The organism is Nitrospira marina (genome assembly GCF_059568365.1).
The window spans coordinates 4589791-4612512 of the sequence record NZ_JCANTH010000001.1; the positions used below are offsets into that span (position 1 = coordinate 4589791).

The window sequence follows — 22722 nt, forward strand, 5'->3', positions numbered from 1 at the left end:
TACATTCAGTGGGTCCTGGTCAAAGTCCCCCTCTGTTTTGGCCTGATCTTGTTGTTGCTTGAGTCTCTTGGCTTCAATGCCAACTTTTTCTGGGGGGATGGGAGGGCCTACTGCTCCGCAACCTGAGGAGAAGAGGAGCGCCAGAACGCAATATATGAGGAAATACCTGGTAGAAGTCTTTAAGATTTGCCCCATGCCGTTCACTGTTTTTTCATCGAACGTTTCATTTCGGCCTGTAAAGATTTTTTCCATCCCTTGATCTGTTTTGTGACTTGGGCTGTAGCGGTGCCACCTATAATGTTTTTACTGTTAATCGCAGCTTCGGGAGTTAAAACTTGAAATGCCTTGGAGTCAAAGGATGAGGAGGCATTCAGTAAATCCTGTTGGGTGAGTTGTCCTAAATCCTTCCCTTTCGCTAAACACTCGCGTACCAGACTTCCCACCACGTGATGGGATTCACGGAAAGGCATCCCCTTTTTAACCAGATAGTCCGCCAACTCCGTGGCAAGCAGAAATCCCTGAGACACCGCTTCTTTCATAGTTTCAGGTCGTATCGTGAGTTGAGCCAGGAGTTCTGCGTAAATATTAACCGATATCGTCACGGTATCCAATGTGTCAAACAACGGTTCTTTGTCTTCCTGAAGGTCTCGATTGTAACTGAGAGGCAATCCTTTTAAAGTGGTCAGGAGGCTGAACAAATGTCCATAGACCCGACCGGTTTTTCCGCGGATCAGTTCAGGCACGTCTGGATTTTTTTTCTGTGGCATCATGCTGCTGCCTGTACAAAATCCGTCGGGAAGATCTGTGAAGTGGAATTCTTGTGATGACCATAAAATCAGCTCCTCACTTAAACGAGAGAGGTGCATCATCACGATGGCGCAAGCACTGAGCACCTCAATGACGTAATCTCGGTCAGACACGGCATCCAAGCTATTCTGTGTCACGCGAGGGAAATGTAATAAAGAAGCGGTATAGTGTCGGTCGATCGGGTAATTGTTTCCAGCTAGCGCACCGGAACCTAACGGCATGACGTTAATTCGAACCAAGGCATCATGGAGACGCCCTTTGTCCCGCTCAACCATCTCAACATAGGCTAGGGCGTGATGCGAAAAGAGAACGGGCTGGGCCCTCTGTAAATGTGTATAGCCCGGCATGATTACTCCCATATACCGCTCAGCGAGCGTCACGAGCGACTGTTGAAGTAAACGAAGATCATTGCTTAGGTGTTGGAGGGTATCCCTAAGGTAGAGTCGAAGATCCAGGGTGACTTGATCATTCCGACTTCGGCCGGTGTGGAGTTTCCCGCCAACTGGCCCAATGAGCTCAGTCAGGCGCCGTTCAATGCTCATGTGCACATCTTCATCTTCGGTCTGCCATTGATGGCGGCCGGCGCGAATGTCCTCCCGAATGGTCAGGAGTCCTCGAATAATGGTTTGGCATTCACGCTGCGCCAAGACTTTAGCCCGTTGTAACGTTTTACAGTGGGCAATGCTGCCTTCAATGTCGTATTCATACAGGCGGCGATCAATCTTGATTGAGGCGGTGAATGTTTCCACTAGTTGATGGGTTTGACCTTGAAATCGTCCTCCCCAGAGTTTTTGATCTCCGGATTTTTGTGGCGGCTTTGGTTGAGGAGATGCTGAAGAACGAGATCGGGTGTTGAGGGAGGTTGCGCCGGCGCGTTTCTTCATGGAGGCTATCTTCCTAACCATTGAAGCAAAATAGCTTTTTGGATGTGTAGGCGGTTTTCGGCTTGATCCAGAACGACTGATTGTGGGCCGTCCAGCACGTCTTCGGTTATTTCCTCTCCCCGATGGGCCGGCAGGCAATGCATGAGGAGGGCATTGGGTTTTGCCCGTTGCATGAGTTTCCCGTTGACTTGATAGGGCGCCAGAGCTTCCATGCGTGGTTCCTGTTGGTGTTCCTGGCCCATGCTGATCCACACATCTGTATAAATCACATCAGCGTCTGTTGCGGCAATGTTAGGATCATGGGTGATTTCGATTCTGGCACCTGTTAGTTGGCTTTCTTCCTGGGCCGCTGCGACGATACGGTGATCAGGTTCATAGCCTTGTGGGCATCCTACAGTCACATGCATACCCACTTTGGCCCCTATTTCGATGAGGGAGTGGGTGATATTGTTTCCATCCCCAATATACGCCAGCTTTAAACCTTTCGCGTGGCCCATGTGTTCGACAATGGTCAAAAGATCAGCTAATGCCTGGCAGGGGTGACAATCGTCCGTTAATCCATTGATGATAGGTATCGAAGTATGTCGGGCCCATTCTTCTAAAGAGGCCTGATTGAATGTTCTTACGACGAGTCCATCCAAGTATCGCGTAAGGACTTTTGCCGTATCGGCTAAACTTTCTCCACGGCTCAATTGGATTTTTTCGGACGCTAGAAAAATGGCTTGTCCACCAAGTTGATTCATCCCGGCTTCGAAGGAAACCCTGGTTCGCGTAGAGGGTTTTTCAAAAATAAGACCCAACGTTTTGCCTTTCAACGGAAAGGTGGTGCGCCCCTGTCTTCGGGCAGCCTTCATCTTTTGAGCAAGAGCAATCAAATGATGAATCGTATCCCTGGGAATATCGGCCACCGTCAGCAAGTCCTTGGGAAGGGGAGTCCTCTTCTTGCGTTGGGCGAAAGGGGTGGATTTTCGGGTACGGGAAGACTGCCTTGGGGACGACATGATTTATCGATGTTTGGAAAGAACGTCAGAGAGGACGGACAAAAGCCGATCAATCTGTGCGTTACTGATGATTAAGGGAGGCACAAATCGGAGGACCTTTCCCATAGTGCAGTTGATTAGGACCCGTCGCTCAAGGCATTCCAGAACGAGAGGTTTTCCGTCAATGGTTAATTCTAAACCCTGGAGGAGGCCCATGCCACGGGCCTCATGGATGCAGGAGAATTGCTCTTTTAAGGAGCCAAGTCCTTTGGCTAAATAGCGACCGGCAAGCAGGGCTTGTTCAAGTTTTCCGCCTTCAATGAGGAGTTCTAAGACTTTTAAGGCTACCGCGCAGGCTAAAGGATTGCCTCCGAACGTGGAGGCGTGAGTACCTGGTTCAAATGCCGCTGCAACGTTGTCGGTAGCTAGACACGCCCCAATGGGGAGACCTCCCCCCAAGCCTTTAGCCAACGTCATAATGTCGGGTTGCATTCCGAACTGCTCATAAGCAAACAACGTCCCCGTGCGACCCATCCCGGTTTGGACTTCATCCAAAATTAGAAGGATTTGTTTCTCTGTGCAGAACTCTCGAAGTCCCTTCAGATAGGAAGGATGGGGAACCATGACCCCACCTTCAGCCTGAATGGGTTCTAACAGCACAGCTGCCGTTTGGGGAGTTATATTGGCTTTCAGCGCTTCCAGATCATTGAATGGAACATATCGAAATCCAGGAACAAGCGGTCCAAACCCTTCGCGTAATTTTGGCTGGCCGGTTGCAGTGAGACTCGCCAATGTTCGTCCATGAAAGGAATTCACCATGGTCAAAATTTCAAACCGTTCCGGACCAAACGTGTTGTGTGCATATCTCCTGGCTAACTTTATAGCGGCCTCGTTGGCCTCTGTCCCGCTATTACAAAAGAACACTTTGTCCGCAAAGGACAGTTCCACCAGCTTTTGGGCCAGTCTGGTTTGGGGTTCGGTATAAAACAGGTTGGAGGTATGAATGAGTTGCCGGGCTTGTCGCGTGATGGTCTCCACAAGATCCGGTTGGGCATGGCCTAAGATATTGACGGCAATCCCCGCGAGACAATCGAGATATTCCCGGCCTTCTGCATCATACACCAGGCATCCATTTCCTCGAACAAGGGAAATGGGTAGGCGGGTATAGGTGTTCATCAGAAATCTACCCGTATTTTGCTGAAGTTCACTTGTAATCATATTGTCAAAAACCCGCGTGAATGCAGGCGAATCTATCACACGACTTCTTATGTGCGCAATAATGAGTTGTGTGGGCGATTGGCTGGATAACAGAAAAGCAGGAGAGGAGGCTCCGTCCGAGATTCCAATCCAGGTTGGAGGAGCCTCCAAATGCTAAATGTCGTTACGGCTGGTTGGGAGCCTGGCGACGTAGATCATAGGCTAAGCCTAATTTGCTCAATGTCCATATAAGCCACTTGGATGGATCAAAATTATACCAGCGAACTCCGTTCCGATAGTCACTTTGATACATATGATGATAGTTGTGATACCCCTCTCCAAATGTGAGTAATGATATCCACCAACTATCTCGGCTCGAATCAGCCGTCCCATGCGGCTGATCGCCCCAGATATGGCAAATGGAGTTGATGAAGAATGTTGAATTGAGAACAAAGAACGTACGTGCAAGTCCAGCCAGGAGGAAGCACCCGATAGCTCCGATCCACCCGTTGTATAAAAATCCTACGACGAATGGCAGCACAAGTCCAGACAAAAGAATGGGAAGGTAATATTTGTCCTGCCACAATATCAGAGGATCCTGTAGAAGGCGGGTGGCATATTTGGGGTCACGATTGGGATCCTTCCAGAAAATCCAGCCACAATGGCTGTGCCAAAAGCCCAGTGTTGCGTTATAGGGGTCTTCTTTCTGGTCGCACCGGGCATGGTGCCTAATATGGTCGCTGGCCCATTTTAACGCTGAGTTTTCCAACGCCATACCGCCTGCGATTAAGAAGGTGGCTTTAATCCAGTTCGGGCACTTAAAGCTCCGATGGGTAATTAACCGGTGATAGCCCACCGTAATACCTAATCCTGTAAATAGGTAAAGCATGATAAACATGGTCCAGTCTACCCAGGAAAAATCGTAAAAGTAGGCATACAATGGGAGCCCGACGATTGTGGTCAATACTATTGCCCCAAACAGAATCATTGTGGGGTAATCTCGTTGTGGAGTTCCCGCTAGGGAGGGGTCTAACGTTCGTGACATAGCTGTCTAAGTCCTCTTATATCTCTAGTCACCTAAGAGCATGTTCCCCATGCCTGGATGGGAAATTCAACGGTGATAGATTTGTTAGTGAAATAAAACCTTAGGCTTGAATTCTCTTTTACATATACGAAAGTGGGTTGTTGAAACCGACTAACACGGGACTTGATTTTCCCGTGTAAAAGAGTGGTTTGAGAGTTTAATGTACCAATTTAATTGGGGAGAGGCAATACTATAGCAGCAATCAATCTTGATACCATTCATATGAATAGAATACCAGATTGTTTGAAAAAAGCTAGGGGGCCCTCTCAAGCCAAGGCCCCTTAACTATTATTAGCTGTGTTTATTTATGAATTCGCAATCAATTTTATAGAAACATTGTCATCATTTATTATGTGTTCTGTGAAAAGGTCACTGGGAAAAATATCAAAACTTTCCGAGCTATATATTAGTACTTGTAGCTGTCTTCTTTGTACGGTCCGTTGACGGGTACGTGAATATAGTCTGCCTGTGTTTGAGTGAGTTTAGTGATTACCCCTCCAAAACCTCTAACCATATGGGCTGCCACTTCTTCATCCAGATGTTTCGGTAAAACTTGCACTGTAATTGTTCCACCTTTCTGATCGGCGAATTTGCGTTCGTAGAGGTAAATTTGAGCGAGGACTTGATTGGCGAATGAGCCATCCATGATTCGGGAAGGATGTCCGGTGCCATTTCCCAAATTCACCAGGCGCCCTTCAGACAGCAAAATGAGGTGATCATTGCTGCCTTTGTCACGATAGACCGTATGCACCTGAGGCTTTACTTCTTCCCATTGCCAGTTCTTTCGCATAAAGGCAGTATCGATTTCATTGTCGAAGTGTCCGATATTGCAAACGACCGCCCCGGATTTCAAGGATTGCAGGATGGCTGAATCGCAGACATTCAAGTTGCCGGTTGCGGTAACGACTATATCTGTGTTCTGGAGAAGATCGGAGTTGGTGTCTTCGACCTTACCTGTATTGATTCCACCTTTATAGGGAGAGACCACTTCATAACCATCCATGCAGGCTTGCATGGCACAGATGGGATCAATCTCCGAAATTTTGACAATCATGCCTTCTTGTCGAAGTGATTGAGCCGAGCCCTTTCCGACGTCGCCATACCCAATCACGAGGGCCTTTTTCCCTGACAGAAGGTGATCAGTCGCGCGTTTGATCGCGTCATTCAAGCTGTGTCGGCAACCATACTTGTTATCATTTTTTGACTTGGTGATTGAATCATTCACATTAATGGCTGGAACTTTTAGCGTGCCATTTTTTAACATTTCCTGTAGGCGATGAACCCCGGTGGTTGTTTCTTCAGTAATCCCATGAATACGGTTTAACATGGCTGGATATTTTTTGTGGAGCATCATCGTCAAGTCCCCACCGTCATCCAGAACCATATTGGCATCCCACGGTTGGCCATCTTTTAGAATGGTTTGTTCCAGGCACCACTCATATTCTTCTTCTGTTTCACCCTTCCAGGCAAATACAGGAATTCCCTTTGCAGCGATGGCAGCGGCGGCATGATCCTGTGTTGAAAAGATATTACAGGAAGACCAGCGAACTTCAGCTCCCAGTTCGATGAGCGTTTCAATTAACACCCCGGTCTGAATAGTCATGTGAATGCAGCCAAGAATTTTTGCTCCTCTTAATGGTTGGGAGCCATGATACTTCTCTCGAAGGGCCATCAATGCCGGCATTTCTGTCTCGGCAATGCATAATTCTTTTCGTCCCCAATCGGCCAGACGGATATCCGCAACTTTATAGTCAGTTGCTGAAGCTTTAGTAATAGTTGCAGTGCTCATAGAGATTTCTTCCCCTTCTCAGGATGAGTGATTGAAGATGCATGACATAAGAAGGGGGCCTTAAAATCCCCCTTTACTCAAAAGGCTGAGGCGCTTGAAAATTAAAGGCCTGCCCCTTTTCTGAGTGCATTCGCTATGTCGGTTTTTTCCCAGGTGAACCCTGGTTCGTTTCGCCCAAAATGTCCGTATGCTGCAGTTCTTTTGTAAATCGGGCGGCGCAACTTGAGGTGCTCGATGATGCCTCTTGGAGTCAACGGAAAGTGTTTGATGATGAGCTTTTCGATCTGCTCAACGGACGCTTTTTCTGTACCCTTTGTATCAACCAAAACAGAAACTGGTTCTGCAACCCCGATGGCATAAGCCAATTGCACTTCACATTTTTCTGCCAATTGGGCGGCAACGACATTTTTAGCAATATATCGGGCCATGTATGAGGCTGATCGGTCTACCTTGCTGGGGTCTTTTCCGGAAAAAGCTCCTCCTCCGTGACTGCCAACCCCGCCGTAAGTGTCTACGATGATTTTTCGTCCAGTTAGTCCGGTGTCTCCCATGGGGCCACCGGTAACAAATCGTCCAGTGGGATTAATGTGAAATTTAATATTTTTTTGATTGAAAAATTTTTTAGGCATGACGGGAATAATTACTTTTTCCATCACATCTTTTTCGATTTTCTTTGAGGTGACGGCATCGCTGTGTTGGGTGGAAAGGACGATGGTGTCAATGCGAATGGGTTTCCCGTTTTTATATTCGACCGTCACCTGTGACTTTCCGTCAGGCCGAACCCAGGGGAGAATATTCTTTTTTCGAACTTCTGCCAGTTTTCTGGTTAAACGATGCGCCAGGATTATGGGCATTGGCATGAGTTCAGGGGTTTCATTCGAGGCATACCCGAACATTAACCCTTGATCGCCAGCGCCACCTGAATCCACACCCATGGCAATGTCGCCCGATTGGTTATGAATGGCGGTCAATACCGAGCAGGTACTGTAATCAAATCCCCATGTCGCATCGGTATACCCCACCTCACGAATCGTCTCACGAATAATCTCAGGAATTTCTACATACGCCCTGGTGGAAATTTCTCCGGCCACAAAGGCGATGCCTGTAGTTAGAATGGTTTCACAGGCCACCCTGCAGTTCTTGTCTTTTGCAATGATTGCGTCAAGTATACCGTCGGAAATCTGATCGGCAATCTTATCCGGATGCCCTTCCGTAACCGATTCCGAAGTAAAGAGAAAATTGGTTTGTCTCATCAAGAGTTCCCCCTAACCAATTGCTTGAGCCCACATGCCCAGAACGGCATGGTCTCAGTTGGTGAATAAAGCAAAGCACAAAACACTTAATCTAGCGCAATTAAACCTCTATCCGCAATTTTTGGTGTGACTTTAACCGGAAAATTGAGGCTTTCCTGGTTTCGCTCTTTGTTTTCGGCTAAAGATCAGTAAAACATAAAACTCCTATAACGCAAGGTTCTCATACAGGAAAATTAAAAAAGTGAGACGGACTAATGAATGGCGTTCCTCATTTCGTCGATTGATTTGCCTGGAAGTCAGGACGTAAATAATTGCCATCTTTGGCATTCGAAGCTCGTTTTCCGGATGATTAAGTTCTTCGTCGCTTCCTAAAAATGCAGAATATTAATTGGTTCGTTTAAGAAAGCTTGGTAAGCGCCAGCTACTTCTCCATGCGTAACCTAAGGGCTCCGTACCTTAAATGGTGAGTGTTTTGACGTGCTAGCCATGAATTTGTAGTAGAGTGGGGAAACCTAACATGAGTCATTCAATGCATTTGATAAATATAGGATTTTTTATATCTCACTCATGTTAAGGTGGAAATGGGTGTTGGGTTGCGTACCTAGAATTGCCAGTGGTAAGATCCGCTCTTATTTCATGTGAAAAAACATCTGTTTATAAAAATTTCCCGGCGATTGAGACGAGGGCCTGGTGCCGCTTTTTCTATGGCGGAAATCTGTAAGGAGGCTTGTTGATGTACAAAACAATATATGTCCCGGTTGATAATTCAGACCATTCGAATATGGCTGTGGAACTGGGAGTGCAGTTCGCGAAAATTTTCGGATCGAAAATTGTGGGAAGCCATGTATATGCGGCCAAGATGCATGATAAGCGGTTTAAACAAATGGAGGCGGGTCTTCCTGAGGAATATCACGACGAAAAAGAGTTAGATCGCCAGCGCCAAATCCATGATTCCCTTATCACCAGAGGCTTGCAAATAATTACAGATTCGTATTTGGATTTTGTCGACCAGAAATGTGCCGAAGCGAACATTCCTCTGGAGCGACGCTCACTTGAGGGGCGAAACTGGAAAGCCATCGCGGAAGATATCACAAAAAATGGGTATGACTTGACCATTATGGGAGCCTTGGGAGTTGGTGCGGTGAAGGACTCCGTGATCGGGAGCAACACAGAACGAGTGATCCGGCGGATTCGTAATTCAGACATGTTCATTGTAAAAGATACCAAACCCATAAACGGTGGGAAAATAGTAGTAGCTGTAGATGGGAGCCATTATTCCTTTGGCGGTCTGAAGACCGCCCTTGCCCTGGGAAAGGCTCTCAATAAGCCGGTAGAAGCGATTTCAGCATTCGATCCCTATTTTCATTATGCGGCGTTTCACAGTATTTCCGGTGTCTTGAATGAGGAGGCCGGGAAGGTGTTTCGATTTAAGGAGCAGGAAAAGCTCCACGAGGAAGTCATCGACAGCGGACTCGCGAAGATTTACCAGTCTCATCTTGATGTCTCGCGCGATGTCGCACAGGATGAGGGCGAAGATATTAAGACCACTCTACTGGACGGCAAAGCGTTTGAGAAAATCATTCAGTACGTTCGAAAAGAGCAGCCATGGCTGCTTATCGTTGGACGGATTGGGGTGCATAGCGATGATGATATGGATATTGGCAGCAATGCCGAAAATCTTTTGCGTTCGGCTCCTTGTAATATATTAATATCCAATAAAAAGTTTGTTCCTCCGATAGACACACAGGCCGAATACACTATTGCCTGGACAGAAGAAGCCTTAAGACGGATGGAGAAGATACCGGTCTTTGCGCGGGGGGTGGCCAAGACTGCGATACATCGATATGCCATCGAAAAGGGTCATACCATCATCAGTAATTCAGTCATTGATGATGCGGTTGGGGATATTTTACCCAAGGGTGCGATGGACGCTATGAAAACGCTAGGTGGTACTCTCGATGCGGCCGGAGTCGATCGGAATACTATGCAGGCAGGCAATGAAGTGGCGCAGGACCTAATGGGTTCAACATTGAGCGGTATGATGTCCCAGGTGGTGGAGGAAATACCGGCGGAGGCTTCTGAGCCAATGAGCGCAGGAAATAAATCGTATCTGGCTCGAATGTCGAGAGACTATTACGTCTGTGGTGGCTGTGGGTATATTGGGAAAGGCGACCATCCGGTGATGTGCCCTGTTTGTGGTTTGGATGGAGCGCAATTTAAACAAGTCGATAAATCTATTTTTGATGCGGCGGCTAAAGCTGAAGGTGGCTTGGAAACACAAGTGGCATATGACGATATCCCTATGCAGTGGACGAAAGATGCTCGTGAAGCAATTCGAGCCGTTCCCGCTGGGTTCCAACGCCGACGTGCAAAAGCGAAAATCGAAAAAACTGCCAGGAAACTTGGAATGACCACGATTACATTGGAATATTCAGGCGCGATGATTCAGGAAGCGGCAAGCGAAGACTACACACCAATTTTCGCCAATAAAACGGCTGGGGAGACAGCAACTATGGTCCCTGAATCTAATAAGGAAACTACTGGCGACACTAATGGAGCCGACCCGTATTTGTGGGAGCCGGATGCCCTCCAACGATTAGAAAGAGCTCCTGCTGGATTTATGCGGGATTGTACTAAAGCGTTAATCATTAAGCATGCTGAAAAAATTGGGACCACCACTATAACTCTGGATGTGGCGAACCAGGGCATTGAACAAGCTAAAACGACCATGGAAGAAGCCATGAAAACTGGAAATGTCAAGGACATCGTGGCCAAGTTAACCGGCGCGGGGGCTCCCTCTGAGGCTCAATCTGGAGCCGGCCACAATGGGTAAGTCACTCCCTGTCATTAGTTCATTCCTCAATACGCTGAGCTCGTTAGGGTCCAGCGCAGTAACAAAGTTTGAAAATTTTCGTCCAGATTCAGGAGGGCCTGGAGACGGCCGAACTGTGGATGATTTTAAGCCCTACCTGGTGGCTCTCAATTTAACCAAGCGATGCAATCTCAAGTGCGAACATTGTTACCTGGATGCCACGACAAAAATGGGTGGTGGGCATGATGAATTGACGACAGAAGAATGTTTCCGTCTTATTGATCAGATTGCCCAGGTCAATGCCGGTAGCCTTCTTGTGATTACCGGAGGAGAGCCATTGGTCCGTCCAGATATTCTGGAAATCGCTCGTCACGCAGTCGAGCAGCGATTTATGGTCGTATTCGGCACGAATGGAATGCTAATTGACGACAAGATGGCGAAAGCCATGGTAGACATTGGTGTGATGGGTGTAGGAATTAGTATTGATTCCCTGGATGCAGCAACACACAATGCGTTTAGAGGTTTACCTGGTGCGTGGGAAGGGGCTATGGCTGGTATTGAAGCCTGCAAACGAAATGGCCTTCAATTCCAAGTACATTTCAGTGCACAGCCCATGAACTACAAAGAATTGCCAGCCGTCATCGATTGGTCACACGATTTGGGGGCCAAAGTCTTAAATGTCTTTTTCATGGTGTGCACAGGACGAGGTGAAGAGCTCACTGACATCACTCCTTCACAATATGAAGAGGTCTTGAGCAATTTGGTGGAGAGCCAAGATAAATACCAGGACATGTTGGTTCGGGCACGTTGTGCACCACATTTTAAACGCCTGGCCTATGAAAAGGACCCAAATTCTCCCATCACCAAAGCACAAGGATACATGGGAGGAGGATGTCTGGCAGGGACTAACTATGCGCGGGTGACGCCCAACGGTGACCTCACCCCTTGCCCATATATGCCCTTGTCCGCAGGAAACATTCGCCAGACCAGCTTTGTCGATTTATGGGAAAATTCGGAAGTTTTCAATTCATTTCGTTATCCACACCTTAAGGGCAAATGTGGAGATTGCGAATACAGTGAAATTTGCGGAGGGTGTCGTGCTCGTCCCTACGTGGACCACGGTGATGCGATGGATGAGGACGAATGGTGTCTATACACTCCCAAAGGAGGAGAGAAAATAAAAGTGGCTTTCAATGTGCCGGAAGTTTCGTCTGTGGAATGGGAAGCTGCCGCGGAAGAACGGCTCAGTCGCATCCCCTACTTTTTACGGGCGATGGTTAAAAAAGGCGTCGAGCGTCATGCCGCCGAACAAGGCCTTCCAACTGTGACGATTGAATTAATGGAAGAACTTCGGAAGCGTCGGTTCGGGAATGAAAAACCTGTGTTTAAGTTCTGATGGAATCCCTCCTCGGAGTTCTCACCGACCTTAATCAGATAATTCCCATTCTGGTGCATTGGTTGCATCTTATGTCTGCCGTGGTGTGGATTGGAGGTCTGGCTTTTCTTGTGATGGCTGTGACGCCCAGTCTCAAAACTGCTGTCCCGAAACAATTTATCCGACCAATATCTGAAACCTTCTATCGGCAATATAAACGGGTGGTCGGGATTCTTTTGGTGGTCATCCTTTTCACTGGAGGAGTCAATCTCCATTATGTGAGTGAGGGGATGGTCATGCAGTCTGGGGAAAACGTCGCCTATCATGCAAAATACCTCACGGTTTTTTTCATCAAATTGGCGTTGGTGCTAGGAATTCTGACCATTTTTCTGTACACCATAATATTTAAAAATGAACCTACAGGCGGTGAGACAAGCGAGGAATTGGAAGAGATGGCCATAGAGCCGGTTCCATTTCAGCGTGTAGCATTGTGGATGGGAGTATTTATCATTCTTTGTGCAGCAGCGATGAAACATCTCCATGTGTAACTCACTGTTTTAATCGACTGTCCCAGCCTTTTCCTCTGCCTCAATCTCTGAGTCCTTTCAAAAATTGAATTCACCGTTGTGGATGGCTGGTGGATTACAAAAAATATCTAACATTTTCGCATACCCGTCATAGTTGTTACCCGATTGCTAAATGATTCGCATGGATTCATTTCTCATAAACCAATCGAACTCCAGGAAAGATTCTTCTCGATAATTTTCCTTGTGGCTAAGCTCAATTCGGTGTCTTCATAAAGGTTTATCCGCCGATAGTTGACTGGGGGGCTTTATCCAGGCTATCACTTGACGGGCTCTTTCGATTAATTGTCTTGTTGATCTGGTAGACGACCTGACGTCCCAAAACGAATTTTCCTACCAGCTTGATCACCCTTAGCCGATAATTTGCTGTCCAATGACTCGATTTACCCGTTCTCGCACCCCTCGCTCCCGCATCAAACCATCTCTTGAATCGGCACCCGGTCCGTCGGACTTGCCTGTCGAAGTTTCTCTAGACCCCAACCCCTATAAACCATTGGTGGCCCTTGTGGGACGACCAAATGTAGGAAAATCCACGCTGTTCAATAGGATTGTCGGCCACCGTACGGCAATTGTCGATGATGTTTCCGGAGTCACTCGGGATAGAAACACCGCAGAGTGCGATTATCAGAATCGGATATTCACGTTGGTCGACACCGGTGGACTGGATCTGACCACCAACGATGTCATTGTGGAGCAGATTAAATTTCAAACCCAAGCGGCTATTGAAGAAGCGGATATCATCATTGCTGTCATGGATGGCCGGGTGGGGTTGTCTCCGTTGGATGCCGATCTTGTTAAACTGTTGCGACCGGTGAAAAAGCCGGTTTTTCTGGCGATCAACAAAATTGATACTCCTCAGGCTGAACCGCTCTTGGCCGATTTCTACAAATTAGGGATACAGACGATTTTTCCTATTTCGGCTGAGGGAGGATTAGGGGTGGATGAACTACTTGAAGCCCTTTTGCCCTATCTTCCTCATGCTACGGAGAATGAGGTCCAACAAGAGACACCAAGAATCGCGGTAGTGGGCCGACCCAATGTGGGGAAATCGACCTTGGTCAATGCCATTCTCGGTGAACGACGTCTCATTGTTAGTGATATTCCAGGAACGACACGAGATCCGATTGATTCAATGGTCAGTCTTCATGGACGACAGTATATCTTTACAGATACGGCAGGTCTCCGGCGAAGGGGGCGAATTGAGCGTGGGATTGAAGGCTATAGTGTCGTGCGAGCCATTCGAGCGTTGGGACGATCTGATGTTGCCGTGCTGGTTTTGGATGGGGTGGAAGGAGTCACAGAACAAGATACGAAAATTGCTGGCTTAATCAGTAAACAAGGGCGAGGTTGTATCATTCTTGTGAATAAATGGGACATGCGGGAAGGGGATCGTGAGGCATACCCTACCTACAATCTTGAATTAGCTCGGCGATTTCCCTTTTTTACCTATGTGCCGGTCGTCTTTGGTGCCGCAATTCAACCGGAAACGCTCACGCGGCTTTTTCCTAAAATTGATCAGATTGTGGCCGATTTTTCCAAACGCATTCAAACCCGTAAGCTGAATCTATATGTTCAGGAACTCCTGGAAAAAAATCCCATGACGTTGGTCAGAGGCAATCCGAAAAAATCCGTATTTATTACTCAGGTGGCGACCAAACCGCCTACCTTTGCGCTATTTGTCAAATCTGCACCAAAAGTCCCAGCCTCCTACCTCCGTTATCTGGAAAACTCCATCAGGACGGAATATGGTTTTGAGGGAATTCCGCTCCGGATATTGTTGCGCAGTCAGTAAAGAGTTTTGCAACTGCCACGGATCCCCATCTAAAATATTGCTTGATGGGCGATTTCTTGGAGATACGCCATTCACGCAGTACAATTAAAGGCATGAATCGACTGGTATGGATGGGTGTCCTGGTTCTACTGAACGGCCTGCTCATCTCAGGCATAGGCTTGTCCTATGCGTTAGAGACTTTTGGTGCGCAATCAGGAGGGGAGCAGGGGCGAGAGCTCTATCGTATTCATTGTCTGGAATGTCATGGGGCGGAAGGACGGGGGGATGGGCCACGGGCCGTCTTGTTGGCCCCTCGCCCAGGAAATTTAGTTTCAGCAGCCACCTCAGCCAAAACTGATGCAGAGCTCCTCGAGATTATTGCTGAGGGAGTTCCCCGGACAGCCATGAGTGGCTGGAGTCATCAATTGTCGGCCGATGAGCGGCGCGATATTCTCGCCTTTATCCGAACCCTCGTGCATTTTCAAGACCTACCTTCAGCTCAGGTTCCTTCTTCTGGACCTTAGCCTGTAATTGGCTTGGATCGGGTTTTGGGTTTTTCTAATCGCATCCGACTCAAGTGATCGAAGTAATGGACGAAGGCTTGTATCCCCCCTGAAGCTTGTCTCCAATCGAAATATTCATTCGGTGCATGATACCCATGTTCAGGCAGACTGAGTCCCATAAACAGAATCGGGACCTTCCAGGCACGTTGTAACACCGCAATAGCCCCGATGGATCCACCTTCCCGTACAAACACCGGGCGGCGTCCAAAGGCCTGGGCTACTGCTTCCTGTAATGCCTCCGCATACGGGCCATCGGAAATTCCACGATAGGGTTCCAGTTCTCCATCATTAATCACCTCAATATCAGGATTGCGAGTACGGAGGTGTTTTTTCAAGAGTCGGAAAATTTTTGCAGGATGTTGGTTGGGAACTAATCGCATACTCACTTTGAGTTCACCCCAGGCCGGCACAACGGTTTTGACGCCTGGGCCCATATGGCCACCGGCTAACCCATGAACTTCAAATGTGGGAGAGGCCCAGATTCGTTTGAGTAAATCCTGAGGATCGGATGTTCGCAGCGATCGCAGTTGATAGGCTTCTTTAAAAAGCCGGACCTGAAATCCTGATGCCAGAAAGTTTTTGAGTTCGGTTCGGGTGGGCGGGACGACATCATCGTAGAATCCTGGTATTTTCACGCGCCCGGTTTTCGCGTCTAAGCAGGAATAGGCGGCTTCACATAATTCGGCCAAGGGGTTGCGGGCCCCGCCGCCCGTGAGACCGGAATGAATATCGGTTTCCCCTGTGCGAAGCAGCAACTTGGCGACTAACAAACCGCGAAGCCCACAGGAGAGAGCCGGCCGATCCTTGGCTACCCAAATCGTATCAGACACCAGAACCGAATCGGACGCAGGGACCGCTTTACGGTTCTGAAGGACCTCTGAAAAATTCGGGCTGGCAATTTCTTCTTCCAATTCCCAGAGGACACGAATGTTCAGGGGGATGCCGGCTTCTCTTGCAAATTTTGCAGCAAAGAGGGCGGCTAACGCCGGGCCTTTATCGTCCGTCGCTCCACGTCCACAGTACCGATCACCATCTTTATGAAAGGCAAAGGGAGGCTGCCGCCATTCGGGTTCCTGAGCAGGCTGGACGTCTAAATGATTGTAAATGGTCAGGCTGGGGTATTGGCGCCCGGCCATCCATTCTCCGGACACGCTGGGGAAACCACTGGTGTTCACAATAGAGGCCTTGGCTCCAAATTGTTCCAGATACTGAAGGGCCAACTGCGCCATCCTGTGCATATCAGAGGCATGTTCAGGGTCTGAACTCACGGATGGCACTTCAACCATTTGACCCAGGAGGTCTTCAAAGCTGGCGCGGTGATCTTGAATGTAGGTGCGTAATTGGGATTGATAGTCACTCATGAGATCACGATTCCTTTTCGTGGTCGGGATGGGAATTCCAGCACGGAAAAGATGGTGGAGCATACGGATGATGTTCAGTGATCAACCAGGGCATAGCCAAGGCTAACATGTCTGTCAGCCAACAGAAAACGGCACGGGGGCGAAAGTCACAATGAAAATAGCCAAGGCCGCCCAAGCCACCCATCGGCGGTGTTTGCCCAAAACGATGTCAGGGTCAATGACCGGGGGGTGGCCAATCCCGACAAGGCTAGCCAGCCCAACCCAGAGAATCCATCCAGGCCAACCCGTGAGTCCCAAATAAATAAGGATGGGAATCGTTCCCAAGGCCAGTGAGCGTTGCCGACGGCCTAACACCGCAAATGCCACATGGCCTCCGTCCAATTGACCCAAAGGCAGTAAATTAATTGCGGTGACGAAAAATCCGAACCATGCGGCGAAGGCAATGGGATGGAGTACAATATCGTGCGTAGGTGGAATCGGCCCAAACATGAGCCAGCCAAACCATTGCAGGAGGAGTGGTTCGCCCAATTGTAAGCCGTACGTCTGTGATCGTGGGACGATATGGGAAAGGGAGAGTCCGATTATAATAGCCACGACTGCTGCGATAAAACCGGCAATGGGACCCGCAACGCCAATATCAAAAAGCGCCCGCCGATTCATAATGGCCGATCGCATGCGAATCACGGCCCCAAAAGTACCGATGAAGTGTGGAGGACCAGGGATGAACAGCGGTAAGGACGCAGGCACACGATGAATGCGAGAGAGGAGGTAATGCCCGAATTCATGGGTGACGAGGATACCTAAAAGAGTTGCGGCAAAGGGAATTCCATTGACTAAAGAGCTAGGATAGCGCATTAAAAAATCCCAGGCCCCATTGACGGGTTTCGTATTCACTTGAAATGCTCCTGCCCAGAGTGTGGTAAATACAGTGAGCCCGAAGAGCAAAATAGGAAGCCCCCATCGAGAAAAGGCGCTGGGAGTTGGAGGAGGGAATTCGTCCACCTCATCTCCAGTTTCAAGTAGTTCAGGTTCAAGTGATCGCCAATGATCCATTCCGCGGGAGGATGTTTGGGTTGTGTGGTCTTGACGTATGTCGTTTGTGGAGATAGCCCTGATTAGGGGCGGAGGAGAAGGTGGGTTGGTCCGGGGCAGTGGATCGGTGGGGGCAATTGGATTCAACAGAGAAGGTGGGGGAGTGGGTTTATTCTCTGAAGGAGTGGAAGGTTCAGGCGATTCGTGATCCATTAACAGGTCCTTATTAAATGCCAAGCCAGTAAATGGTCTGACATGCAATATCAGGCAAATGGATTGTGCGCTTGTTCCTCAGTCACTGTTGTGGAGGGACCATGGCCAGGAAACAAGGCGGTGTCTTTTGGTAAGTGTAACAGGGTATGGCGAACGGATTGCAAATGCTGTGGATACAGTGAAAAAGGGTTGGAACGCCCCACCGAACCGGAAAAGAGCGTATCCCCTACAAAACACAGGGTTTGGCCTTTGAGCGATAAGAGGTAGCAATATCCTCCAGGGGTATGGCCTGGGGTAGCCAAACATTCAACCGTCAACTCTCCCAGGGCAATTACCTGATGGTCGGCTGGTATTTTTATGGAGGCGTCAGGTGGTCTCCATGGGAGCAGATCGAAATCTCCATTACCCAGATAGACCGGCACTGGCCATCGAGACAGAATCTCTTCCAGCCCTCCCGCATGGTCCGTGTGCCCATGGGTAAGGCAAACCCCGATCAAGGTCAAATCACGCCGGGAGATGCTCGCAAGCATCTGCTTGGCATTGTACCCTGTATCAATCATGAGGGCCTGTTTGGTGGCTGGATCAGTTAACAGATAACCTTTGACCTCATACCCGCCAATATCGCCTTTAATGGTCTCCACAAGATCGTGTGCCGTCGTCCATTCCGGCTGAGGCTGAGGTAACCATCCGTCCAGAGTCAGGCTTACCAGGGGGCCAACACGCAGGTGTAAGGCCTGGCTAATTCCTTGAATTTCGCCTTTGGTCGGAATTCGATGGCCTTTCTCAAGGTGCTCCACCTCGACCTGCTCCATTTTCGCCAATTCCGCCAGGGACTCAATTCCCAGCCCTTGTCCAAAGCGCGCTTTTTTAATGATATCGCAAAATTCGTCCTCTAAGGTCATTTGCACACTCATAATTAGAATTGGCCATAGTGGTGGAAAAGGAATGTCTTGTCCACCTGCTTCATCTAAGCAAAAAGGTGGGGGCTGAGGAAAGGGGTATCTGCCTATTTCCGATTTCTGGCATATGAATAATTCGATCTGGTCTTGTGAAAAGGGGGTATTTTGCGACGAAGAATGAAATAGCGCTCCATATTAGGCACTTCTCCAAGATGGAGAGTTTTTGTGTGGCAACACCTCCACGAGTCAAGATGATTTCCAAATATCCATGTGTAAATGCATCTTAAGTGGGTATGAATTCTTCCTTGACTTTAATATGGGAATACGCTACTTAAATAAAAACAATTATCTGGGATTTAGTTTACAATCCAATAACTTTAATGGGAGGCAGGAAATGAAAAATTTGCTAATGGCTGGTTTCTTAGGATTTTGTTTACTCAATTTGACCGGATGTATGGGTGTAGCCTCACCCGTTGCAGGATGGGCGTATACTGAAGCCAAATTCGGCAACCAAGTTACTGATGGTCCTGCTGGGACTAAAACTGGAACAGCCTGTGCAACATCAATTCTTGCAATGGTTGCGACAGGTGATGCTAGCCAGGAAAAGGCCATGGCGAATGGTGGAATAACTCAGATTACCTACGTTGATCATTCCGCAAAAAATATTCTTGGAATCTGGGGTGAGTGGTGTACTATCGTGCATGGTTCGTAATCGGTTAGTAAGTTTATTTCTTTGGGGGGATTGTCCTAAGGATACTTTAGGACGATCCCCCTTTTTTTTTCGTGAAAAAGTATTCCAAACCCTTGGCCCTCGAATTGTGATTGTAATTGTAACCGCTGAGGCCTGTCTCTTGAATTATGAAATACAGGTCTCCATGGTCAGAAAGGCTATTTCCAGTACAGGGGAAAGGACTTTTTTAAATTAAGATTCCGGTGGCCAAAACACGGGATATTAGAAAAGATCTAACTGACGAAGTTTCTCTTTCGGTCTGCCGTGCTTTTGGAGATCTGGTGGACAACCTGCGAATTCTCTTCCCCACTGACTACACCTAATAGCCATAGGAATCCCGTCCTCAATCTTTTTGAAAGCCATTTTCCCACGAAACACAGCTTGTTTCCCGATACTCTTGAAGATGCCCACCATTAGCCAAGGCAAAACTTTCGGATTGGCCGAACGCATTAAGGATTTACACCCCCGATCACCCCCCCGGGCATTTAGACTCCAGGTCGTAGTCTTTGCCAATGCTGAACGTTGCCTCCGCCATGGTCCCAACCACATCTTCATCCAACAAGGCGATTGGGGGTTGTACATTTTGTCCGACGAGTTTGATGGCCAAATAGACTAAGAATGCAAGTGGCCAGTTTCATTGACCAGAAAATTGTCTTGACATTGTAGGCAAGAGCACCTGGAATAACATTTCCGGCGCTCTAAATGTTTTCTGATTTAGGACTTCCTTGGAGAGGGAATTGTATTTTTCCATAAAATTCGTGGTGCTCCTTACCTGGGTTATGGCCATTTCATTCCCCTGTCGTTTAGAGGCTTTGGATGACATTGAGATTTATCTGGCAGGCTATGGTGTGGGCTCACAACCCTTCAATAAGGGAGTTTCGTTTAAAGGGCGAGTGGTTTCAGGCGAGAAGGTGAATGGAGGTCCTGGTTTGGGATTTAAGGTAGGGTTATTCCCTCATTTTGCCGGTGGCTATCTTGGCCTTGAATTGGAATCGTTTGGAAATACTAATTCAATCCATTTTCCCATAGTCAATAGTTTGGGGACGACAAAAGGTGAGAGCAGCCTTATCACCTACCAATCGATGGTCAATCTTATTGCGCGGTATCCAGGGGCTATGTTCAGACCGTATGCGGGCATAGGAGGCGGGCTTTCAAATGGACTATTGAGAAATGCCGATATTCCTGGCAGAAACGATAAAAGTCTTGAAACAGGAACGGCTCCTGGATATCAGTTTTTGGGAGGCATGCAACTAGTTATTACTAAAAGGTGGTTTGTATTTGGGGAATACAAGTACTTCTCTGCGAATTACCATTGGAAGGACCTTTCCTTAAATTTCAGGAGTGAATATTTTTTGGGGGGCATTGGTTTTTTGTTTTAGTCTTGGGCTTTATGTTTTTGTTATGTGTTTGAGAAGTAAGGGTTGGGCTTCCCTGGTCTCTTGGAGAGTTAGAAATACCCGTGAAAAACAGCAAGGACTTCATTGTCATGTTCATGGTGGGTGAAGGTGGCGCGTACCGCAAAGTTTTTGGCAAATGTCCATCGTTGTCCAACAGAAATAGGGAGGTCATGCGATCGATCTCCAAGGGGGTAATACAAATATCCTGCTGACATGAGCCATTTCCAGTTCGGAGTGATGGTGGCCATCACGCCGCCGGATACTCCTCCCCCCACCCGGTGATTTTCTTTGTACCCGCCACTGATGTTGGCATCCATCTCCCCAAAAAGAAAAAAGACTTCCCGTTGAAATAAATGAGTTTCCAGGGCTCCACCTATTCCTGCATTGGCATTCCCATTGGAACAGAGGTCGCAAGTCGATGTCTTGACGGTGTTCATTCCAATATTGATTTTCCATGATGGTGAAGTAAACAACGAATCAATGGGAGCCAAAGAGAGAATATTGGCAAAGGTGAATCGTTCCACTCGAAATTGGTTTTGGGGCTGATAATGCCTCAGCCGCAAGTCAAGTAATTCTATTTGGGCATCCTGGGTGTATCCTGGGTCAGGGTCCAGGAGATCGTGATAGGCGCCTCGGAAGTTGATTTCTTCGAATATTTTATGGTTTCTCCATCCGACTCCACCTCCGACTCTGATCGTTTGGTGTCCGTGTTCGGGAGAAAGGGAAAATGGTTCCACCGGAAAGGGGACGGATGGGATGGGAATGTGACTGCGTGCCACGAGGATAGATCGATTTTTGGTCTTATAGTTTGCAACGTTGTCTTGATCGGTTACCCCTTTATAGCGCAAGACGTCTGAAGCAAAATCCAGAAGGAATGTTTTCCGGATTTGTGGTAATTGAAGAAATTCGATTTGGCTTATCATCTGAGGATCCTGAACGAGTTTTCGGGCCAGGGAGGCTTCTTCTTTTGTTAATGCTTCTCTCTTGCGCTTGAGGAGAGTACTACGGGCGGGACGATAAGAAATGTTCTGAACCAATCCTTTCTGTCGAGCAAGAAGGCGAATGGTATCGGCAGGAATCGTCGCAAAGTGAAAATGGTCGGTCAGATGGAGATTGGGATCGGCCACTTCCAAGAGTGAGAGAATGTGGTATGCACAATTTTCTTTAAAGAAGTAATAGTAAAAATAGGCATTCCCTAATTCCCACACATGCATCAACAGCCGATGAATCTGATCGGGAGAAAAATTCAAGCGATATTCCCAGATGTCTCGATTCTCAATGTCTCCGTATTCTTTGACTTTCATATAATAGGGAATAGTCGAAAAAAAACCTTTGTATCCTCCAAATATTCCTTTATAAGCGTATTCAATTCCAGGATTGGGCGGCACCTTTGCCGCATAGTTGATCGTATAGGCGAGAATCCGTGTTTGTTCTGTTTGGCTTTTTGGATCAACTCGGAGGAAAGTGTGCCCAAACATGGAAGCTGGGTTCCCCATAAAAGCTGAGGGAAAAATCATGGAAATAAATTCGGCATCAAATTCATCATACCAATGATGAAACCGTTCACACGCGTGAGAAGGGAGTTTGGTCTCTTCAAATTTTAATTTCTCTTTCAGCCAATGATAGCGGGCGACAAAGGCGCACTGGGCAGGTTGTTGTGACCGACCGACCAATTCATCAGAAAAAAAGAAGGAAAGTGTTGCCCGTAATTCAGCCTCAGGATCTTCTTTTCCATTTTCTGCTAGGAAGAACCCTGGATCGTCCACTTCGCTGGTGTGACCACCAAAGAGGCTTGGCTGGTAATGAAGTAAAAGGTGCCAGTAGCGTTGCTCATGGAGCTTGTCCCTTGTAGCTTGCTCATTCAATTTTTGAAGATATAGTGGGGTTGCCCCTTGAATGGGGGCGACAAAAAAATAGAAAGAAAATAGCCAAAGGCCAATAAGAAGGCGTATTACCACATGCGGGGAGAGAAAAGTGAGAGACGAAAAGGC

General features: G+C 47.8%; 17 protein-coding genes. 7 read left to right on the plus strand and 10 right to left on the minus strand.

What is annotated here, in order from left to right; genetic code table 11:
* Positions 1-200: 200 nt before the first annotated feature.
* From argH to metK, 6 genes are all read right to left on the minus strand, one after another.
* Entirely contained in the window at positions 201-1691 is a 1491-nt protein-coding gene (gene argH / locus LX98_RS19835) for an argininosuccinate lyase (RefSeq protein ID WP_496430481.1), read from the minus strand.
* 5 nt (positions 1692-1696) lie between these two features.
* Positions 1697-2692 carry an ornithine carbamoyltransferase gene (gene argF / locus LX98_RS19840; protein WP_496430482.1) on the minus strand — a complete coding sequence of 332 codons (996 nt, stop codon included), beginning with the start codon at positions 2690-2692 and terminating at the stop codon, positions 1697-1699.
* Between the two features lie 3 nt (positions 2693-2695).
* The gene (locus tag LX98_RS19845; RefSeq protein WP_496430483.1) at positions 2696-3889 is read right to left on the minus strand and encodes an acetylornithine transaminase; all 1194 of its coding nucleotides are present in this window, start codon (positions 3887-3889) and stop codon (positions 2696-2698) included.
* Between the two features lie 163 nt (positions 3890-4052).
* The gene (locus tag LX98_RS19850; protein WP_496430484.1) at positions 4053-4913 is read right to left on the minus strand and encodes a fatty acid desaturase; all 861 of its coding nucleotides are present in this window, start codon (positions 4911-4913) and stop codon (positions 4053-4055) included.
* A 445-nt stretch (positions 4914-5358) separates the two neighbouring features.
* Positions 5359-6741: an adenosylhomocysteinase gene (ahcY, locus tag LX98_RS19855; RefSeq protein WP_496430485.1), complete on the minus strand. Its 1383-nt coding sequence runs from the start codon at positions 6739-6741 to the stop codon at positions 5359-5361.
* A 101-nt stretch (positions 6742-6842) separates the two neighbouring features.
* The gene (gene metK / locus LX98_RS19860) at positions 6843-7994 is read right to left on the minus strand and encodes a methionine adenosyltransferase (protein ID WP_312645306.1); all 1152 of its coding nucleotides are present in this window, start codon (positions 7992-7994) and stop codon (positions 6843-6845) included.
* Between the two features lie 733 nt (positions 7995-8727).
* Between metK and LX98_RS19865 the strand changes: the two genes are divergently transcribed.
* The 5 genes from LX98_RS19865 (at position 8728) to LX98_RS19885 (ending at position 15060) form a co-directional block, all read left to right on the plus strand.
* On the plus strand, positions 8728-10827 hold the full coding sequence (locus LX98_RS19865; protein WP_496430486.1) for a universal stress protein: 2100 nt from the start codon (positions 8728-8730) through the stop codon (positions 10825-10827).
* Positions 10820-12202 (plus strand): radical SAM protein, encoded by a 1383-nt coding sequence (locus tag LX98_RS19870; RefSeq protein WP_496430487.1) that lies wholly within the window; start codon positions 10820-10822, stop codon positions 12200-12202. Before LX98_RS19865 ends, LX98_RS19870 begins: the two co-directional genes overlap by 8 nt.
* Positions 12202-12729, plus strand: coding sequence for a hypothetical protein (locus LX98_RS19875; protein ID WP_496430488.1), 528 nt, complete (start codon positions 12202-12204; stop codon positions 12727-12729). The genes LX98_RS19870 and LX98_RS19875 overlap by 1 nt, the downstream gene beginning before the upstream one ends.
* Before the next feature lie 409 nt (positions 12730-13138).
* Complete coding sequence (der, locus tag LX98_RS19880) at positions 13139-14557, plus strand: ribosome biogenesis GTPase Der (RefSeq protein WP_496430489.1); 1419 nt, start codon at positions 13139-13141, stop codon at positions 14555-14557.
* Between the two features lie 44 nt (positions 14558-14601).
* The gene (locus tag LX98_RS19885; protein ID WP_496430490.1) at positions 14602-15060 is read left to right on the plus strand and encodes a c-type cytochrome; all 459 of its coding nucleotides are present in this window, start codon (positions 14602-14604) and stop codon (positions 15058-15060) included.
* On the opposite strand, the gene LX98_RS19890 is transcribed toward LX98_RS19885, so the two are convergent.
* The 3 genes from LX98_RS19890 to LX98_RS19900 all read right to left on the minus strand — a co-directional run bounded on the left by LX98_RS19890 (position 15057) and on the right by LX98_RS19900 (position 18607).
* Positions 15057-16460 carry a M20/M25/M40 family metallo-hydrolase gene (locus tag LX98_RS19890; RefSeq protein ID WP_496430491.1) on the minus strand — a complete coding sequence of 468 codons (1404 nt, stop codon included), beginning with the start codon at positions 16458-16460 and terminating at the stop codon, positions 15057-15059. The two genes, LX98_RS19885 and LX98_RS19890, sit on opposite strands and share 4 nt — an antisense overlap.
* Before the next feature lie 114 nt (positions 16461-16574).
* Positions 16575-17705: a site-2 protease family protein gene (locus LX98_RS19895; protein WP_496430492.1), complete on the minus strand. Its 1131-nt coding sequence runs from the start codon at positions 17703-17705 to the stop codon at positions 16575-16577.
* A 50-nt stretch (positions 17706-17755) separates the two neighbouring features.
* The gene (locus LX98_RS19900; RefSeq protein ID WP_496430493.1) at positions 17756-18607 is read right to left on the minus strand and encodes an MBL fold metallo-hydrolase; all 852 of its coding nucleotides are present in this window, start codon (positions 18605-18607) and stop codon (positions 17756-17758) included.
* 391 nt (positions 18608-18998) lie between these two features.
* Here LX98_RS19900 and LX98_RS19905 point away from each other — a divergent pair, with 391 nt between their 5' ends.
* Both LX98_RS19905 and LX98_RS19910 read left to right on the plus strand, forming a co-directional pair.
* Positions 18999-19316 carry a TRL domain-containing protein gene (locus LX98_RS19905; RefSeq protein ID WP_496430494.1) on the plus strand — a complete coding sequence of 106 codons (318 nt, stop codon included), beginning with the start codon at positions 18999-19001 and terminating at the stop codon, positions 19314-19316.
* A gap of 797 nt (positions 19317-20113) precedes the next feature.
* Positions 20114-20713: an outer membrane beta-barrel protein gene (locus LX98_RS19910; protein ID WP_496430495.1), complete on the plus strand. Its 600-nt coding sequence runs from the start codon at positions 20114-20116 to the stop codon at positions 20711-20713.
* A gap of 68 nt (positions 20714-20781) precedes the next feature.
* Here LX98_RS19910 and LX98_RS19915 read toward each other — a convergent pair whose 3' ends face one another.
* Positions 20782-22689, minus strand: coding sequence for a lipoprotein N-acyltransferase Lnb domain-containing protein (locus LX98_RS19915; RefSeq protein WP_496430496.1), 1908 nt, complete (start codon positions 22687-22689; stop codon positions 20782-20784).
* Positions 22690-22722 lie beyond the last annotated feature (33 nt).

Bases quoted from the DNA above. Each gene is read 5' to 3' on its own strand.
- argH (WP_496430481.1), bottom strand. From the start codon at position 1,691: ATGAAGAAACGCGCCGGCGCAACCTCCCTCAACACCCGATCTCGTTCT.
- LX98_RS19895 (WP_496430492.1), bottom strand. From the start codon at position 17,705: ATGGATCACGAATCGCCTGAACCTTCCACTCCTTCAGAGAATAAACCC.
- LX98_RS19890 (WP_496430491.1), bottom strand. From the start codon at position 16,460: ATGAGTGACTATCAATCCCAATTACGCACCTACATTCAAGATCACCGC.
- argF (WP_496430482.1), bottom strand. From the start codon at position 2,692: ATGTCGTCCCCAAGGCAGTCTTCCCGTACCCGAAAATCCACCCCTTTC.
- der (WP_496430489.1), top strand. From the start codon at position 13,139: ATGACTCGATTTACCCGTTCTCGCACCCCTCGCTCCCGCATCAAACCA.
- ahcY (WP_496430485.1), bottom strand. From the start codon at position 6,741: ATGAGCACTGCAACTATTACTAAAGCTTCAGCAACTGACTATAAAGTT.
- LX98_RS19900 (WP_496430493.1), bottom strand. From the start codon at position 18,607: ATGACCTTAGAGGACGAATTTTGCGATATCATTAAAAAAGCGCGCTTT.
- metK (WP_312645306.1), bottom strand. From the start codon at position 7,994: ATGAGACAAACCAATTTTCTCTTTACTTCGGAATCGGTTACGGAAGGG.
- LX98_RS19885 (WP_496430490.1), top strand. From the start codon at position 14,602: ATGGGCGATTTCTTGGAGATACGCCATTCACGCAGTACAATTAAAGGC.
- LX98_RS19850 (WP_496430484.1), bottom strand. From the start codon at position 4,913: ATGTCACGAACGTTAGACCCCTCCCTAGCGGGAACTCCACAACGAGAT.
- LX98_RS19865 (WP_496430486.1), top strand. From the start codon at position 8,728: ATGTACAAAACAATATATGTCCCGGTTGATAATTCAGACCATTCGAAT.
- LX98_RS19905 (WP_496430494.1), top strand. From the start codon at position 18,999: ATGAAAAATTTGCTAATGGCTGGTTTCTTAGGATTTTGTTTACTCAAT.
- LX98_RS19870 (WP_496430487.1), top strand. From the start codon at position 10,820: ATGGGTAAGTCACTCCCTGTCATTAGTTCATTCCTCAATACGCTGAGC.
- LX98_RS19875 (WP_496430488.1), top strand. From the start codon at position 12,202: ATGGAATCCCTCCTCGGAGTTCTCACCGACCTTAATCAGATAATTCCC.
- LX98_RS19910 (WP_496430495.1), top strand. From the start codon at position 20,114: ATGGCCATTTCATTCCCCTGTCGTTTAGAGGCTTTGGATGACATTGAG.
- LX98_RS19845 (WP_496430483.1), bottom strand. From the start codon at position 3,889: ATGATTACAAGTGAACTTCAGCAAAATACGGGTAGATTTCTGATGAAC.